The sequence below is a fragment of the Dawidia soli genome, assembly GCF_018598185.1.
Lineage (GTDB): Bacteria > Bacteroidota > Bacteroidia > Cytophagales > Cyclobacteriaceae > Ohtaekwangia > Ohtaekwangia soli.
This window is the reverse complement of sequence record NZ_JAHESC010000010.1, coordinates 125,702-138,880: the sequence shown is the minus strand read 5'-3', so window position 1 is coordinate 138,880 and position 13,179 is coordinate 125,702. Positions and strand designations below refer to the sequence as shown.

At 52.5% G+C, this 13,179-nt stretch carries 16 protein-coding genes; 7 read left to right on the top strand and 9 right to left on the bottom strand.

Features of this window, described 5'->3' with window-relative positions; translation table 11 throughout:
- Positions 1-138: 138 nt before the first annotated feature.
- Positions 139-669: a 3-hydroxyanthranilate 3,4-dioxygenase gene (locus KK078_RS09260; protein ID WP_254089978.1), complete on the bottom strand. Its 531-nt coding sequence runs from the start codon at positions 667-669 to the stop codon at positions 139-141.
- 67 nt (positions 670-736) lie between these two features.
- On the opposite strand from KK078_RS09260, the gene KK078_RS09255 reads away from it, so the two are divergent.
- The gene (locus tag KK078_RS09255) at positions 737-1,522 is read left to right on the top strand and encodes an SDR family oxidoreductase (protein ID WP_254089977.1); all 786 of its coding nucleotides are present in this window, start codon (positions 737-739) and stop codon (positions 1,520-1,522) included.
- Positions 1,523-1,524: 2 nt separating this feature from the next.
- Positions 1,525-2,967: an aldehyde dehydrogenase gene (locus KK078_RS09250; protein WP_254089976.1), complete on the top strand. Its 1,443-nt coding sequence runs from the start codon at positions 1,525-1,527 to the stop codon at positions 2,965-2,967.
- 23 nt (positions 2,968-2,990) lie between these two features.
- Here the strand turns inward: KK078_RS09250 and KK078_RS09245 are convergent, their stop codons facing one another.
- A complete protein-coding gene (locus KK078_RS09245; protein ID WP_254089975.1) occupies positions 2,991-3,755 on the bottom strand; it encodes a hypothetical protein in 765 nt (254 codons plus the stop codon).
- A 102-nt stretch (positions 3,756-3,857) separates the two neighbouring features.
- Between KK078_RS09245 and pnuC the strand changes: the two genes are divergently transcribed.
- Both pnuC and KK078_RS09235 read left to right on the top strand, forming a co-directional pair.
- Complete coding sequence (gene pnuC, locus KK078_RS09240) at positions 3,858-4,523, top strand: nicotinamide riboside transporter PnuC (RefSeq protein ID WP_254089974.1); 666 nt, start codon at positions 3,858-3,860, stop codon at positions 4,521-4,523.
- A complete protein-coding gene (locus KK078_RS09235) occupies positions 4,520-5,491 on the top strand; it encodes an AAA family ATPase (protein ID WP_254089973.1) in 972 nt (323 codons plus the stop codon). Before pnuC ends, KK078_RS09235 begins: the two co-directional genes overlap by 4 nt.
- Here the strand turns inward: KK078_RS09235 and KK078_RS09230 are convergent.
- Positions 5,477-6,742: an RNA polymerase sigma factor gene (locus tag KK078_RS09230; RefSeq protein ID WP_254089972.1), complete on the bottom strand. Its 1,266-nt coding sequence runs from the start codon at positions 6,740-6,742 to the stop codon at positions 5,477-5,479. The two genes, KK078_RS09235 and KK078_RS09230, sit on opposite strands and share 15 nt — an antisense overlap.
- A 107-nt stretch (positions 6,743-6,849) precedes the next feature.
- Positions 6,850-7,191, bottom strand: coding sequence for a YciI family protein (locus KK078_RS09225; protein ID WP_254089971.1), 342 nt, complete (start codon positions 7,189-7,191; stop codon positions 6,850-6,852).
- Positions 7,192-7,307: 116 nt separating this feature from the next.
- On the opposite strand from KK078_RS09225, the gene KK078_RS09220 reads away from it, so the two are divergent.
- From KK078_RS09220 to KK078_RS09210, 3 genes are all read left to right on the top strand, one after another.
- Positions 7,308-7,580 (top strand): acylphosphatase, encoded by a 273-nt coding sequence (locus tag KK078_RS09220; protein WP_254089970.1) that lies wholly within the window; start codon positions 7,308-7,310, stop codon positions 7,578-7,580.
- A gap of 65 nt (positions 7,581-7,645) precedes the next feature.
- Positions 7,646-8,005: a four-helix bundle copper-binding protein gene (locus KK078_RS09215; protein ID WP_254089969.1), complete on the top strand. Its 360-nt coding sequence runs from the start codon at positions 7,646-7,648 to the stop codon at positions 8,003-8,005.
- Between the two features lie 137 nt (positions 8,006-8,142).
- Entirely contained in the window at positions 8,143-9,000 is an 858-nt protein-coding gene (locus tag KK078_RS09210) for a methylated-DNA--[protein]-cysteine S-methyltransferase (protein ID WP_254089968.1), read from the top strand.
- A gap of 2 nt (positions 9,001-9,002) precedes the next feature.
- Here KK078_RS09210 and panB read toward each other — a convergent pair whose 3' ends face one another.
- From panB to KK078_RS09185, 5 genes are all read right to left on the bottom strand, one after another.
- Entirely contained in the window at positions 9,003-9,821 is an 819-nt protein-coding gene (panB, locus tag KK078_RS09205) for a 3-methyl-2-oxobutanoate hydroxymethyltransferase (RefSeq protein ID WP_254089967.1), read from the bottom strand.
- A 9-nt stretch (positions 9,822-9,830) separates the two neighbouring features.
- On the bottom strand, positions 9,831-10,337 hold the full coding sequence (locus tag KK078_RS09200) for a phosphoribosyltransferase family protein (protein WP_254089966.1): 507 nt from the start codon (positions 10,335-10,337) through the stop codon (positions 9,831-9,833).
- A gap of 15 nt (positions 10,338-10,352) precedes the next feature.
- The gene (locus KK078_RS09195) at positions 10,353-10,829 is read right to left on the bottom strand and encodes an Lrp/AsnC family transcriptional regulator (RefSeq protein WP_254089965.1); all 477 of its coding nucleotides are present in this window, start codon (positions 10,827-10,829) and stop codon (positions 10,353-10,355) included.
- A gap of 133 nt (positions 10,830-10,962) precedes the next feature.
- Positions 10,963-12,132 (bottom strand): glycosyltransferase, encoded by a 1,170-nt coding sequence (locus KK078_RS09190; RefSeq protein WP_254089964.1) that lies wholly within the window; start codon positions 12,130-12,132, stop codon positions 10,963-10,965.
- A gap of 96 nt (positions 12,133-12,228) precedes the next feature.
- Positions 12,229-13,119 carry a glycosyltransferase family 2 protein gene (locus KK078_RS09185; RefSeq protein ID WP_254089963.1) on the bottom strand — a complete coding sequence of 297 codons (891 nt, stop codon included), beginning with the start codon at positions 13,117-13,119 and terminating at the stop codon, positions 12,229-12,231.
- Positions 13,120-13,179: the final 60 nt, after the last annotated feature.

The window sequence follows — 13,179 nt, the reverse complement described above, 5'->3', positions numbered from 1 at the left end:
CACGAACGGTATATAAAATAAAGCTCCTGTTTTTCACAGGAGCTTTATTTTATTATTGAGTATCGCGAAGGCGGTCAGAGACCGCTACCATACGAGGCACCGGTCGGAGACCGGCGCCAGATTACGCCAGAGTACCGATTAAACGAAACGTGGATCTGCCTCCATCACCGTACCACACTTCTTACAGGTGCGTAGCTCAGTGCTTCCGTAGAACTCGCGGAAGCGGGGCAGGAAATCTTTCTCGATGTTATCGAGGTGAAAACGATATTCGTGCAGTTTATTATTGCAGTTCTCACAAAACCACACCAGGCCGTCGAGCACCTCCGGTTCGGGGCGTTTACATTCAATGACAAGGCCGACACTTCCCGCGGGGCGTTCCGGACGGTGCGGCACGCGGGCGGGCAGCAAAAACATTTCTCCTTCTTTCACAGCGATGTCTACCGGCTTGCCGTCTTCCTGGATGCGTACGTTGATGTCGCCTTCCAGCTGATAAAACAGCTCTTCGGTTTCGTTAAAGTGATAGTCTTTGCGGGCATTGGGGCCGCCCACGATCATAACAATATAGTCGCCTGCGTCGGCATACAAATTCTTGTTGCCTACGGGTGGCTTGAGCAGGTCACGGTTTTCCTGTACCCACTGTTTCAGGTGAAAAGGTCTGCGGATGGGCATCGGTGTTTTGGTTAATGTGTAATTACTCCTTTAATTTAACAAAGATTATGATCGATTCAACCACACGATGAACCTCGATTTAAACGGCAAACGGGCCCTGGTGTGCGGCAGCACCCAGGGCATTGGCAAGGCTTCGGCCATCGAGCTGGCCCTTCTTGGCGCCAGCGTGACCCTGGTAGCGCGCGACGAGACCAAGCTGCAGGCCGTCGTGCGCACGCTGCAAGCGCACTCGGGACAGCAGCACGATTATATCGTGGCGGATTTCAGTCAGCCCGAAGCGCTGCAACAGAAGGTTCAGACCTATGTCGCCGCGCATACCATTCACATCCTGGTAAACAATACCGGTGGCCCTCCCGGCGGCCCTGCGCTTGATGCAAAACCCGATGAATTTGTGCAGGCTTTTTCTGCACACTTGCTCTGCAACCACCTGCTTACGCAAACCGTAGTGCCCGGCATGCGTCGCGATGGATACGGACGTATTATTAACATCATCTCCACCTCGGTCAAGATTCCGATCAAAGGTCTCGGTGTTTCCAACACCACGCGCGGTGCGGTAGCCAACTGGGCGAAGACATTATCGGTGGAGTTAGCGCCTTTTGGTATTACCGTCAACAACGTATTACCCGGTGCGACGATGACCGGCCGCCTGGAGGGACTGATCGAAAGCAAAGCGCAAAAGTCCGGAAAGACATTTGAAGAAGCGAAGCAGGAAATGGTCGCCGAGATACCAGCCGGGCGCATCTCTGAACCACACGAAGTAGCTGCTGCCGTCGCCTTTCTGGCGTCGCCGGCCGCGGGATATATCAATGGCATCAACGTACCGGTAGACGGCGGCCGTACCGGCAGCTTATAAGTATGGAAAAGATCCTGAACTATATAAACGGTGTGCTTTGTGAGCCCCGGTCGTATCAATACCTAGACAACGTAAACCCTGCACGCGGCGAAGTATATAGCCTTGTGCCCGACTCCGATCTGGGCGATGTCAAGCAGGCCGCCGGCTCTGCCAAGAAGGCCTTCCCGGCCTGGTCGGGTCTGCCGGTAGAAAAACGATCGGCTATCCTGCTGCGCATCGCCGACCTGATCGACCGGCACCTCGATAAACTCGCGCTGGCCGAGAGCATCGATAATGGTAAGCCCGTGCACCTGGCCCGTTCGCTCGACATTCCGCGCGCCTCGGCTAACATTCGATTCTTCGCCACGGCGGCCATGCATACTTCTACGGAGGCCCACCTGACCGGAGAGGAGGCTGTAAACTATACTGCCCGTACGCCGATCGGTGTCGTGGCGTGTATCTCGCCGTGGAACCTGCCGCTCTATCTTTTCACCTGGAAGATTGCGCCAGCGCTGGCAGCCGGTTGTACCGTCGTGGCGAAACCGTCGGAGCTTACGCCGATGACGGCATATCTTTTCGCGCAGTTATGTATGGAAGCGGGCCTACCGGAGGGTGTGTTAAATATCGTACACGGTCTCGGTGCTAAAGCCGGACAAGCTATTATTGAGCATGCCGATATTGTCGCTATTTCCTTTACTGGCGGCACAGCCACCGGCAGGAAGATCGCTGCCACTGCTGCCCCTCAATTCAAAAAGCTTTCGCTGGAACTAGGGGGCAAGAATCCGAACATCATCTTTGCCGACGCTGACTTTGAGCAGGCCGTCAGCACCTCGGTACGTTCATCGTTTTCGAACCAGGGAGAGATCTGTCTCTGCGGCTCGCGTATTTTTGTCGAGCGTAGTCTCTATGATAAATTCTTGCAAGCTTTCGTCGAGCAAACCAACCGGCTGGTGGTCGGCAATCCGTTGAACGATGGCACACACCTCGGTGCGCTCGTTTCTGAAGCACATTTACAAAAAGTATTATCATACATCGAGCTTGCGAAGAAAGAAGGCGGAACGATCGTTACGGGTGGCACACGTATTCAATTCAAGGGCGAGTGTGCGAATGGTTATTTCATCGGTCCGACGATCATTACCGGCTTGCCGCAGCAGTGCCGTACGAACCAGGAGGAGATCTTTGGGCCCGTTGTTACCGTGATGCCGTTTGATACGGAAGAAGAGGTGATCAAAGCGGCGAACGCAACAGACTATGGTTTGTCTGCTACGATCTGGACGGAAAATCTGAAGAAAGCACACCGCGTGTCGGCACACGTGAAGAGCGGTATCATTTGGGTCAACTGCTGGTTATACCGCGACCTGCGTACGCCGTTTGGCGGTATGAAACAATCGGGTGTGGGCCGCGAGGGTGGTTGGGAAGCGCTGAAGTTTTTTACGGATACGAAGAATATTTGTATACGGCTTTAGCCTGATACCGCGCTTACCGGTGACTATTTTTTTAGCAGGTCCTTGTGGTAGTCCAGGATTTTCAACAGATCGTCCTGTGTTCTAAACTTCAGCTCATTCTCTTGAGCATATGCCGTTAGTTTCGCATACAATTCAGGACCAGTATACTTCTCGAGTAAATCCCGGTCGAGGACTTTGCTCTTTACTCGGTCGTCCTTGCCCGTAAATACAGATCTCATTCCGTTCTGCTCTACTTTATTCTTAAAGTAAGCTTCTATTTCTCCATCCATTCCCATCAGATAGACGGTTTCAATTTGAGAAACCACGGTCTGTTTTACTATCCGATCACTTGCTGGATTAAGGGTGCTCATCGCATTGTCATGCGGATTTAACCACATAACCGCCTTGCGCTCGGTCTGTATTGGATCATACTTGACCAATACCGAAAAGTTCTTAAACTCCCGAAGCAACTCGAAGAATAGTGGTTTGCGAACATTGTCTTCCGGAGATTCATAGTCCAGCGTATAAAATATCCGCTGACGCTGCTTCGATTCATCGAAAAACTCAAATCCCAACACGCTCCGGGGACCAAATGCACGGGTGTTGTCACCATCGTTGTACGAGAGTATTCCCTCGTGATCATTGTACTTTACCATGCCCTTCAACTCGGTATTATCCTCTAACAGAATGCTACCTTCAGACCATTCCGTTCGGTCGTTCAGCAACTCCATTTTAGGACTTTTTTTATCCTGCCCCACGGCCTGGTAAACTGAAAGAACAGTTACCAACAAACAATTCAGATATCTCATATTCTATCGGAAGAAACAACAAAAGAAACAGTCCAAACGCGCAAATATTTGCATATCCCACTATATTGAGCCTTCAAAATTACGATTTTTCCGCACGTCTTCATGTCCCTCTTCAGCATCGATAATGTCTTTTTTGAGTTCCTGGGGTACAAAATGAGCTACCTCGAATTTTTTGGTGCCGTGTTCGGCGCAGTAGCGGTATGGCTATCAGCACGAGCGGATGTCCTCAGCTGGCCGATCGGCATCGTAAACGTTGTATTGTCGTTCTTTCTGTACTACCAAATCCAGCTTTACCCCGACATGTTCCTGCAGGTATTCTTTTTTGTCACCAACGTCATAGGCTGGTGGCAATGGACGCATCCCAAACCGGGAGAGGAAGACCAGAAACAAGAACTAAAAGTGAGCTACATGGGCTGGAAAAAGTTCGTACTCGTTTGCCTGGCTACCCTCGCCGGCACCGCAGCCCTGGGCGCTATGGCGGCCCGCTTGCACGAATGGTTCCCGTTCGTATTTGCGCTCCCCAGTGCATTTCCCTATGCAGATTCGTTCATCCTGGTGATGAGCATCATCACAACCTTCTTTATGATCCGGAAAAAGATCGAGTGCTGGGTGATCTGGATCATCGTAGACGTTGTTGCCACCTATTTGTACTATATAAAAGGTGTCATGCTTTACAGCGTATTATACTTCGCCTTCACCATCATTGCAGCTTTCGGGCTGTGGCATTGGATCCAGGAATACCGCGGTTATAGCCGGACGGCTGCATGAAGCGCGGATTAATCATCGGCAAGTTCATGCCCGTGCATCAAGGCCACCTGGCGTTGATCCGCTTCGCTGCCGAGCGATGCGACGAGCTGATCGTCTCCATGAGCTATACGCCGCACGACCCGATTCCCGCGGCCTTGCGCTTCTCGTGGCTACAAGCCCTTTGCCAGGACAACCCTGCCATCAAACCGGCCCTGGTAGCCGACGACTTTGACGACGAGTCGTTACCGTTGCCACAGCGTACAAAAATATGGAGCGCATTCATTCAGAAGACCTACCCGCCCATCGACGTTGTCTTTAGCTCTGAAGTCTATGGTGAACCTTTTGCTATGAACCTCGGCGCCGCCTATATACCGTTTGACCCTCCACGAACGCAGGTGCCGGTATCGGCCACCTTCATCCGGCAACATCCATTTCGCCACTGGGAATATATACCATCGATCGTGCGACCGTACTTCGTCAGGAAGATCTGCATCTATGGCCCTGAAAGCACGGGTAAGTCTACGCTGACGCAACGGCTGGCAGCTCACTATCAAACGGAGTTCGTACCGGAAGTAGCCCGCGAGCTTATCACGTCCAACGACTTTACTGCCGACGATATCGTTCGCATCGGCCATGCACAGCACGCGCGCATCGAGCAGAAGCTGCAAACCGCTAACAAGCTGCTGTTCTGCGACACCGATGTCATCACAACACAGTTATATAGCAGGCATTACCTGAATATCGTGCCTGAAGTACTTTATGACCTGGAACGTCAGATGACCTACGATCGCTATTTTCTGCTGGATATCGACGTTCCCTGGGTGGCCGACGACCTGCGCGACCTGGGCCATATGCGTGAAAAAATGTTTACGCTGTTCCGACGGGCTCTGGAGCAACGCAATATTCCCTATATTCTTGTGGGAGGTACTTACACCGAGCGGGAAACCACGATCCGAAACGAAATTGACCGGCTACTAGTCGAGGGGTAATGCCGCGAGCTTGCGCTGTAGCAATGCGCGGCCTGCAGTGGTCGGCACGTTTTGCAGGGCCCGCTCGTAACTCGATCGTGCGTCAGCATATTCCCGACCGGCTGCATAGAAATCTCCCAGGGCAGAGAGGCATAGATAATCGTCATTCATATCGGGTATCGCTTCCAGCGCATCGATGCCCGCCATAGGGGTCGAGGCGTGCCCTATGGCAATCGCACGGTTCAATGCTACGATCGGTCCGGGTTTAATCGTTTCCAATACATTGTACAATTGTACGATCCGGTCCCAGGCAGTCTCTTCAAACGTCGCGGCCCCGGCATGGCAGGAGGCAATCGACGCTTCAACATGATAGGCGGAAATCTCGTCACCTGTGGCTGAAGCTTCCAGAAAATACTCGGCCTTTTTTATCAACGCATGGTTCCAGCGGCTCCGGTCCTGTTCTTTCAACAACACCATGCTGCCGTCTTCTGCCGTACGCGCCTCTTCGCGCGATGCGTGAAAACACATGAGCGCCAACAACGCATATACTACAGGCAACGCCGTGAGGGGGTTCTTCAATAGCAGCAAAGCGAGGCGGATGGCCTCTGCGCAAAGCTCGTGACGGATCAGCTTGTCGGGGTGCGCGGAGTGATACCCTTCATTAAAAAGTAAATAGATGGCATGTAGCACTGCTTCCAGGCGGGCGGGCAATGCTGTCGGCGGCGGCACTTCCAGCTCGATCTTCTCTTCCCGTATCTTTTCCCGTGCGCGGTATAAGCGTTTGCCGATGGTCTCGTCGTTGGTACGAAAGCTATGCGCGATCTCGCCGATACTAAGGCCACACAGTGTTTTTAAGATCAGCGCAAGTTGTGCTTCATAGGCTATCGCGGGATGACAGCAGGCAAACATCATCCGGAGCTGACTGTCTTCAATCTCGTTGTCGAGAAAAAGCTGTTGCACGGCCGGTGACAATGTGTACTCTGAGTGAAGCGCGTGACCGATCACGGCATGGTGTTCCTCCTGCATGCGGCGCTGTCGTAATTTGTCGACGGCCTTCCGCCGCGCCACGGTGTATAACCATGCCGAGGGATTGTCGGGCATGCCCTTGAGTTTCCACGAGCTCAAGGCCTGCAACAACGTGTCTTGCACGATGTCCTCGGCCTCCTCCCAGGCCTGTACACCCAGCAGCCGGGTGAGTACGGCGGCCATCCGCCCCGCCTCGTGGCGAAACAGATGGCCTACCTCCTCATGCACACGCTCTGATCCTTGCATCCATAAATCTATGGATTTCCACATCGTAATACGTGGCGTCTTTCACAATACACCGTCCAGAAAGGTGAATATCACTGCCAGGACGGCCAACAGTACCGTCCGCATCGTTACATATCGAATTTCTGCACCTCGCGGATCTCCACCACGCCGCCGGTCTCAAAATCCGGAAAGTCCCTGGCCATCTCGGTAGCCTCGTTCAGGTCTTTGGCATAGACGACAAAAAAGCCTCCGACAACCTCCTTGCCTTCGGCAAACGGCCCGTCGGTCACGGTCTTTTTCGCGCCAGCAATCGTTTTTCCACCCGGCAGCAGCGCCTCGCCGGCTACGTAACGGCCGGCCTTGGTGAGCTTGTCCACCCAGGCAAACCATTTCTGCATGCTGGCTTCCTGTTCTGCGGGCGAGAGGCGGCTGGCGTCGTCGCCCATGAATACGAACATGTACTTTTCCATTGTTTATTGGTTTTTGGTTCAAATGCTCTTATGACGATCCAACTTTCCCGATCCGGACATCCGCACCCGAAATTTAAATTTTATTACATTTAAGATTTGGTGAATGTAAAAAAGTCATGGTTAAGCATGTTTCGATCAAAATAACCGGCCGGGTCCAGGGGGTGTTTTTCAGGGCCTCCACAAAAGAACAGGCCGACACACTGGGCGTAAAGGGTTTCGTCCGTAATGAACCCGACGGCAGCGTGTACATCGAAGCCGAAAGCGACGAAATGACCCTGACCATGTTCCTGACCTGGTGCCGGAAGGGCCCGCCGCAGGCACAGGTAGACCATGTGCACATCAAGCCCGGCGACTGGCAGGGGTTTAAACATTTTGTGATCAACCGCTAGCAAGTGGGTATGGTTTTTTTGGCACCCAGGGATATCCATTGGTGAACTAAAAATCTCATGCTGTTATGAAAGACCAGAAAAAGACTACGGAACGTGCGCATAGCGAGCTGGTACAAATCCTGCTGGACTGCGCTGCGGCCTGCGAAACCTGTGCTGCCGCCTGTTTGTATGAAGAAGACCCGGCCATGATGGCGCGGTGTATCGAAACGGACCGCGACTGTGCAGACATTTGCACACTGGGCGCCCGCCTGCTGTTGCGCGACTCTGAAAACGCAAATCATTACCTCACGGCGTGCGTAGAGGCTTGCCGCTTGTGCGCCGAGGAGTGTAAAAAACATAACAACGACCATTGCCGTCAGTGCGCCGAGGCATGCGATCGCTGTGCCGATGCCTGCATCGATCAGCACACCGTAGCGGTAAAATAGCCCCTTTCAACGTCCTAAATATCTGTAAACAATGCCCGGCAGCCCTGTGCCGGGCTTTTTTATGCGCAAGAAGCGGGTTGAGATCGCGCCGGCCCGCGCCGACCTTTGTGTCATCACAAACCACTAATTTTGTTTTTATGGCGATGACACACGACAACGATATCAACTACCGGCGCATCGAGCAGGCCATTCGCTACCTGGAAGAGCATTTCAAGCGCCAGCCCGAGCTGAGCCAGGTAGCCGACGAAGTGAGCGTAAGCCCGTTTCACTTTCAACGCCTCTTTACCGAGTGGGCGGGTATCAGCCCCAAACGCTTCCTGCAATTCCTCACGATCGATTTTCTGAAAGCACGCCTGCAAGAGTCGCGCAACCTCATAGAAGCCGCCGAGGCGGCGGGCCTCTCCAGCCAGTCGCGCGTATACGATCTGTTCACGACGCTGGAAGCCGTTACGCCGCAGGAGTATAAACAGCACGGCACCGGCATTCAGATCGAATATGGCTTTCACGAAACACCCTTTGGTCTTTGCCTTCTCGGCGTGACGGCCCGCGGCATTTGCTGGATGTCCTTTCTACAGGCAGACGAAGATGTAACGCAAGCCCTGCATGCTATGAAAGAGCATTGGCATAACTCGGTGTTTCATCAGGACCAGGAGCTTACAAAAGCATTTATCGGGCAGATCTTTCCAGCAAAAGATCGGTCCCAGCAAAAGAAGCTGCACGTCTTTGTCAAGGGTACGAATTTTCAGATCAAAGTATGGGAAGCCCTGCTGCGCATTCCCGAAGGGCATGTCACCACGTATCAGCAGATTGCTTCGTCGATCAGCAATCCGCAGGCGTTGCAGGCCGTGGGCTCGGCGGTAGGGTCCAATCACATTGCGTATCTGATACCCTGTCATCGCGTCATTCGCAAAGACGGTGTATTGGGAGAATATCGCTGGGAGCCTACCCGCAAGAAAAGTATCCTGGGCTGGGAAATGGCACGACAGGGACTATAGGACTAATATTTTTCGTCGGCGTTCGGGAAGTCTTTGGCTTTTACATCGGCGACGTACTTTCCTACCGCGCCGGTAACGATGCTGCTCAGGTCTGCGTAGCGGCGCAAAAAACGTGGCTTGAACTCTTGCGTAATGCCCAGCATGTCCTGCATCACCAATACCTGTCCGTCTACATCGGGGCCGGCGCCAATGCCGATAAGGGGTATATGCAACGACGACGCTACCTTGCCCGCCAGTACCGCCGGGATCTTTTCCAGCACGATACCAAAGCAGCCGCATTCTTCCAGCAGGTGGGCATCTTCCAGCAGTTTCTGCGCTTCGGCTTCTTCCTTCGCACGCACCGTGTACGTCCCGAATTTATAGATAGACTGCGGTGTCAGTCCCAGGTGGCCCATGACGGGAATACCGGCACTGAGAATACGTTGAACCGATTCTTTTATTTCACTGCCACCTTCCAGCTTCACGGCATGGGCGCCCGCTTCTTTCATGATGCGGATCGACGAGCGCAGCGCCTCACCCGAGCTGCCCTGGTAAGCCCCGAACGGCAGATCGACCACTACGAGCGCCCGCTTCACCGCGCGCACCACCGAGGCGGCGTGGTAGATCATTTGGTCCAGCGTGATCGGCAGCGTTGTTTCATGCCCCGCCATTACGTTGGAAGCCGAGTCGCCCACTAGGACGACATCGATACCGGCGCCATCGATCAGCTTGGCCATACTATAATCATAGGCCGTCAGCATCGCGATCTTCTCGCCCCGGTTTTTCATTTCCTGTAACTGGTGCGTGGTGATGCGCTTGATATCTTGTTTGTGAACAGACATGGTGGTGGATTAATGTAAGTATACCGCCATCGTATCCTTTGTCAGGTTTACTTCGACGTGATCTTTTATGGTCGTGGAGAGCTCATACCCCACGTATTGGGCGTGAACCGGGAAGAGCGGATGGCTGCGGTTGATCAACACCGCCGTCTCGATCTTTTTTACTTCGATGCTCAGGAACGGCTTCATGCCATAGGTAAACGTGCGCCCGGTATTCAGCACATCGTCTACCAGGATGATACTGCGCTTGCGTATATCCTTCAGGTCGCAGTCCAGCGTGATCTCGCTTTGCTGCGGCGCCGTCTTGTCGATGCTGATCTTCACCAGCTTGATCTCCAGCGGCGAGATACTTTCGAGCTGCTTCGCCAGTAGCCTGGCCAGTACATATCCTTGCCCTTCGATACCCGCGAGCACGACATTCTTTTCTTTGAAATTGTGCTCATAGATCTCAAATGCCATGCGCCGGATCTTCTGCTTTACCTGGTCGGCATCGAGAATAAAACTTTTTTCAGCAAGCATAATCCGTACTCTTGATTATCCCGGTATGGGGAGCGATTTACTGTCTTTGAAGGTAGAGAGGATCACCATCGACTGCAGGCTGTCGACCACTTCAATGTTCGAAACTTTATCGAGCATCAGCTGCTGATACGCCGCAATGTCGGCACACACGATCTTGAGGATGAAGTCGCCCGAGCCGGTGATGTGGTGACATTCCACGACTTCGTCTACTGCTTTGATAGCGGTTATAAATTTGCTGATGTTCTCTTTATTGTGCCCCTTCAACGAAGCCATTACAAACGTGCTTACACCCAAGCCTACGGCGGCAGGGTCGATCACGGCATGATAGCTCTTGATCACTCCGGAAGTTTCCAGCTTATTAACACGCTCCAACGTCGGCGCCGGCGAAAGACCGATCTCCTTGGCTAGCTGTGCATTAGTAATATTCGAATTGCGCTGGAGGATTTCCAGAATCTTACGATCCGTACCGTCTAGTTTAATGTTGTTCTTCATAATATGAGCGAGGGTTCGTTTTCCAAATAAAATTTGGCCAAAAATAAGGGAAAAATGCAATTCTATGGCTAACGGCTGTTAATAATAATTTAAGAGGAATATATTGTAGGTAAGCAGACAAAACCGACGCCGGCTATTGCCGCACTCCCCGGTATACCACGTCGTACTTTCGCACGCCTTCTTCCAACGAGAAAAACCCGGTGAAGAAAGCATTTGATCCCGGTTCTGACGACACCGGAATTATGGGGGTTTGTTGCGCGTACGGATCGGTTACAACCAGGTTGTTCAGCTTGTCGGCCAGGAATGCTACGTCGCCCCACCCGGGATTAGTAATAACCGGCACCCCCATAGCGAGTACTTCGGCCATCTTGGTGGCCGATGATCCCTTTTTTGAAAACGACGGCTTAATAAAACAGACCGAAGCATCCGCCACGCTGATCAGGGTGGGCACTTCCTGGCGGCTCACCGTGCGCACGATAAAGTCAGGGTGAGGTATAACTTTCTCGGGGTCGGGCGTGAGGATCAAAAATTTAGCTTCTGTGTGTTCTTTTTTAAGCCGTTCAAAGAACAAAACCATTTCGTTCCACAGATACCAGGTTCCGATAGACCCCAGGTAAAGCAGCACATAGGCCCGGGGTGATATGCCGAGCCGCGTGCGCCAGGCGGCGGTATCCGCGGCAGCAACAGCGCGCCGATCAAAAAGCTGCAAGTCGACGCAGCACGGTATGACCGTGATCTTATCGGCCACGCCCCAGGAAAGGAGCTCTTCCCGTGCCGCGACGGTCAGAACCGTGACGGCATCGGCATCATTCAGGAACTTATGTTCCTGTCGCTTAAAGAAGTTATATACGCGACGGTATAGGGGGCTGTTTAGATTCCAGAGCCCCCCCTCTACACGCTCGTCCGCCCAGAAGCCGCGCATATCAAACACGAACCGCATGGCGTGCCTGTTCTTTAGCCAGCGCCCGACAAGCGCGGTGATATAACTCCGGCAATGAACAATCGTAAAAGACTCCTGTGCGTGCAGCTTTCGCGCCGATTGGCGCATACACCAAACATCATATACGGTAGAAAATACCGGTGGCCGTTTGTGGTATCGCAGCGGGTGCCACGTTAAATTATTCTGACGGCAAAACTGGCGTATGCGTTCCCCTCCGGTTTCCAGCTTATCGTCTTTCTCGAAACTAATGATCGATATACGATGGCCCGCCCCGGCCAGTCCTGCGAGGTAAGGAAGAATTTGCGACTGTCCCAGTGGATCGGTCAACCCGTCGTATGAAAGGTATAATACTCTTTCTCCCATTGTATTATCCGTTATCGGCGAGCCCCGTGCTCAAAAGGCCCAACATCCGCAAACGATGATATAAATACTGTATAAAACAAATGGTTCCTGTAACGATCATACAAACATGTTTTTCAGCGCTGCTAAAAATCGTCTCGAAAACATAACACCGGGTTTGTATCGTATCGCCATCAACAGATGATTCCACACTTTTTTATGCGACATTTTTGCCATCGCCATATGTAGCGCCATGTAAATTCTGCGATACGCTAAAAAAGTTTTCAAGCGACTTCCATACACGTTCATAAACTTTTCATCCTTTTCAAGATATTCCCGCAACAGCTTCATGCGCAGCAGGAACTTCTCTTCGTTGATATTGATCACGCTTCGTCCGGCATGGTTCACTACCGTAGACGTTACCGTGTTGATGCAGTGAATATCGAAGCGCGACGCCAGGCGCAGCCAAAGCTCGTAATCTTCTGATGCCGACAATCCGCGGTCTTCATTAAACGGATATTGCCGCCAGATGTCCGCACGCACAAAGGTCCCGCCACAGCTCAGGTGATTACCATCGATCAGTGTATCGTTGATTGTCGTCGGCAAGTTGTTGACAAGTCGCAACAGCTTACCGTCCTCACTTCGCACATCATAGCCCAGGTGAAATATTTCCGGCGACCTTAACCGCTGCACGGTTGCCGTTGCAAGCTGGATGTGATGGGGATAGGCCAGATCATCCGAATCAAAAAAATTGACATACTCCCCGCCCGCCATGCGCGCGCCGAAGTTCCGGGCCGCAGCCCGTTCGCCATTTTCCTTTTTGACATAGCGCAGGCGACTGTCTTTCATCAACCCGCCCACAACTTCCGCTGTATTGTCTGTGCTGCCGTCATCTACTACTATAATTTCAAAGTCGGCTGCATCCGTGGTATTCTGCGACAATAAGGAAGTAATGGTTCTGCCAATGTGGTCTGCCCGGTTGTACGTGGGAATAATGATCGAAAAAAGCATCTGGTGAAGGATCCGTGGTCTTAGCAGTCAGCAATGATACAGAACCTTTTCTCAAGGTAA

What these genes read in the sequence shown, in the direction of transcription:
- KK078_RS09260 (WP_254089978.1), bottom strand. Translation starts at nt 669, where the DNA reads ATGCCCATCCGCAGACCTTTTCACCTGAAACAGTGGGTACAGGAAAAC.
- KK078_RS09255 (WP_254089977.1), top strand. Translation starts at nt 737, where the DNA reads ATGAACCTCGATTTAAACGGCAAACGGGCCCTGGTGTGCGGCAGCACC.
- KK078_RS09250 (WP_254089976.1), top strand. Translation starts at nt 1,525, where the DNA reads ATGGAAAAGATCCTGAACTATATAAACGGTGTGCTTTGTGAGCCCCGG.
- KK078_RS09245 (WP_254089975.1), bottom strand. Translation starts at nt 3,755, where the DNA reads ATGAGATATCTGAATTGTTTGTTGGTAACTGTTCTTTCAGTTTACCAG.
- pnuC (WP_254089974.1), top strand. Translation starts at nt 3,858, where the DNA reads ATGTCCCTCTTCAGCATCGATAATGTCTTTTTTGAGTTCCTGGGGTAC.
- KK078_RS09235 (WP_254089973.1), top strand. Translation starts at nt 4,520, where the DNA reads ATGAAGCGCGGATTAATCATCGGCAAGTTCATGCCCGTGCATCAAGGC.
- KK078_RS09230 (WP_254089972.1), bottom strand. Translation starts at nt 6,742, where the DNA reads ATGCAAGGATCAGAGCGTGTGCATGAGGAGGTAGGCCATCTGTTTCGC.
- KK078_RS09225 (WP_254089971.1), bottom strand. Translation starts at nt 7,191, where the DNA reads ATGGAAAAGTACATGTTCGTATTCATGGGCGACGACGCCAGCCGCCTC.
- KK078_RS09220 (WP_254089970.1), top strand. Translation starts at nt 7,308, where the DNA reads ATGGTTAAGCATGTTTCGATCAAAATAACCGGCCGGGTCCAGGGGGTG.
- KK078_RS09215 (WP_254089969.1), top strand. Translation starts at nt 7,646, where the DNA reads ATGAAAGACCAGAAAAAGACTACGGAACGTGCGCATAGCGAGCTGGTA.
- KK078_RS09210 (WP_254089968.1), top strand. Translation starts at nt 8,143, where the DNA reads ATGGCGATGACACACGACAACGATATCAACTACCGGCGCATCGAGCAG.
- panB (WP_254089967.1), bottom strand. Translation starts at nt 9,821, where the DNA reads ATGTCTGTTCACAAACAAGATATCAAGCGCATCACCACGCACCAGTTA.
- KK078_RS09200 (WP_254089966.1), bottom strand. Translation starts at nt 10,337, where the DNA reads ATGCTTGCTGAAAAAAGTTTTATTCTCGATGCCGACCAGGTAAAGCAG.
- KK078_RS09195 (WP_254089965.1), bottom strand. Translation starts at nt 10,829, where the DNA reads ATGAAGAACAACATTAAACTAGACGGTACGGATCGTAAGATTCTGGAA.
- KK078_RS09190 (WP_254089964.1), bottom strand. Translation starts at nt 12,132, where the DNA reads ATGGGAGAAAGAGTATTATACCTTTCATACGACGGGTTGACCGATCCA.
- KK078_RS09185 (WP_254089963.1), bottom strand. Translation starts at nt 13,119, where the DNA reads ATGCTTTTTTCGATCATTATTCCCACGTACAACCGGGCAGACCACATT.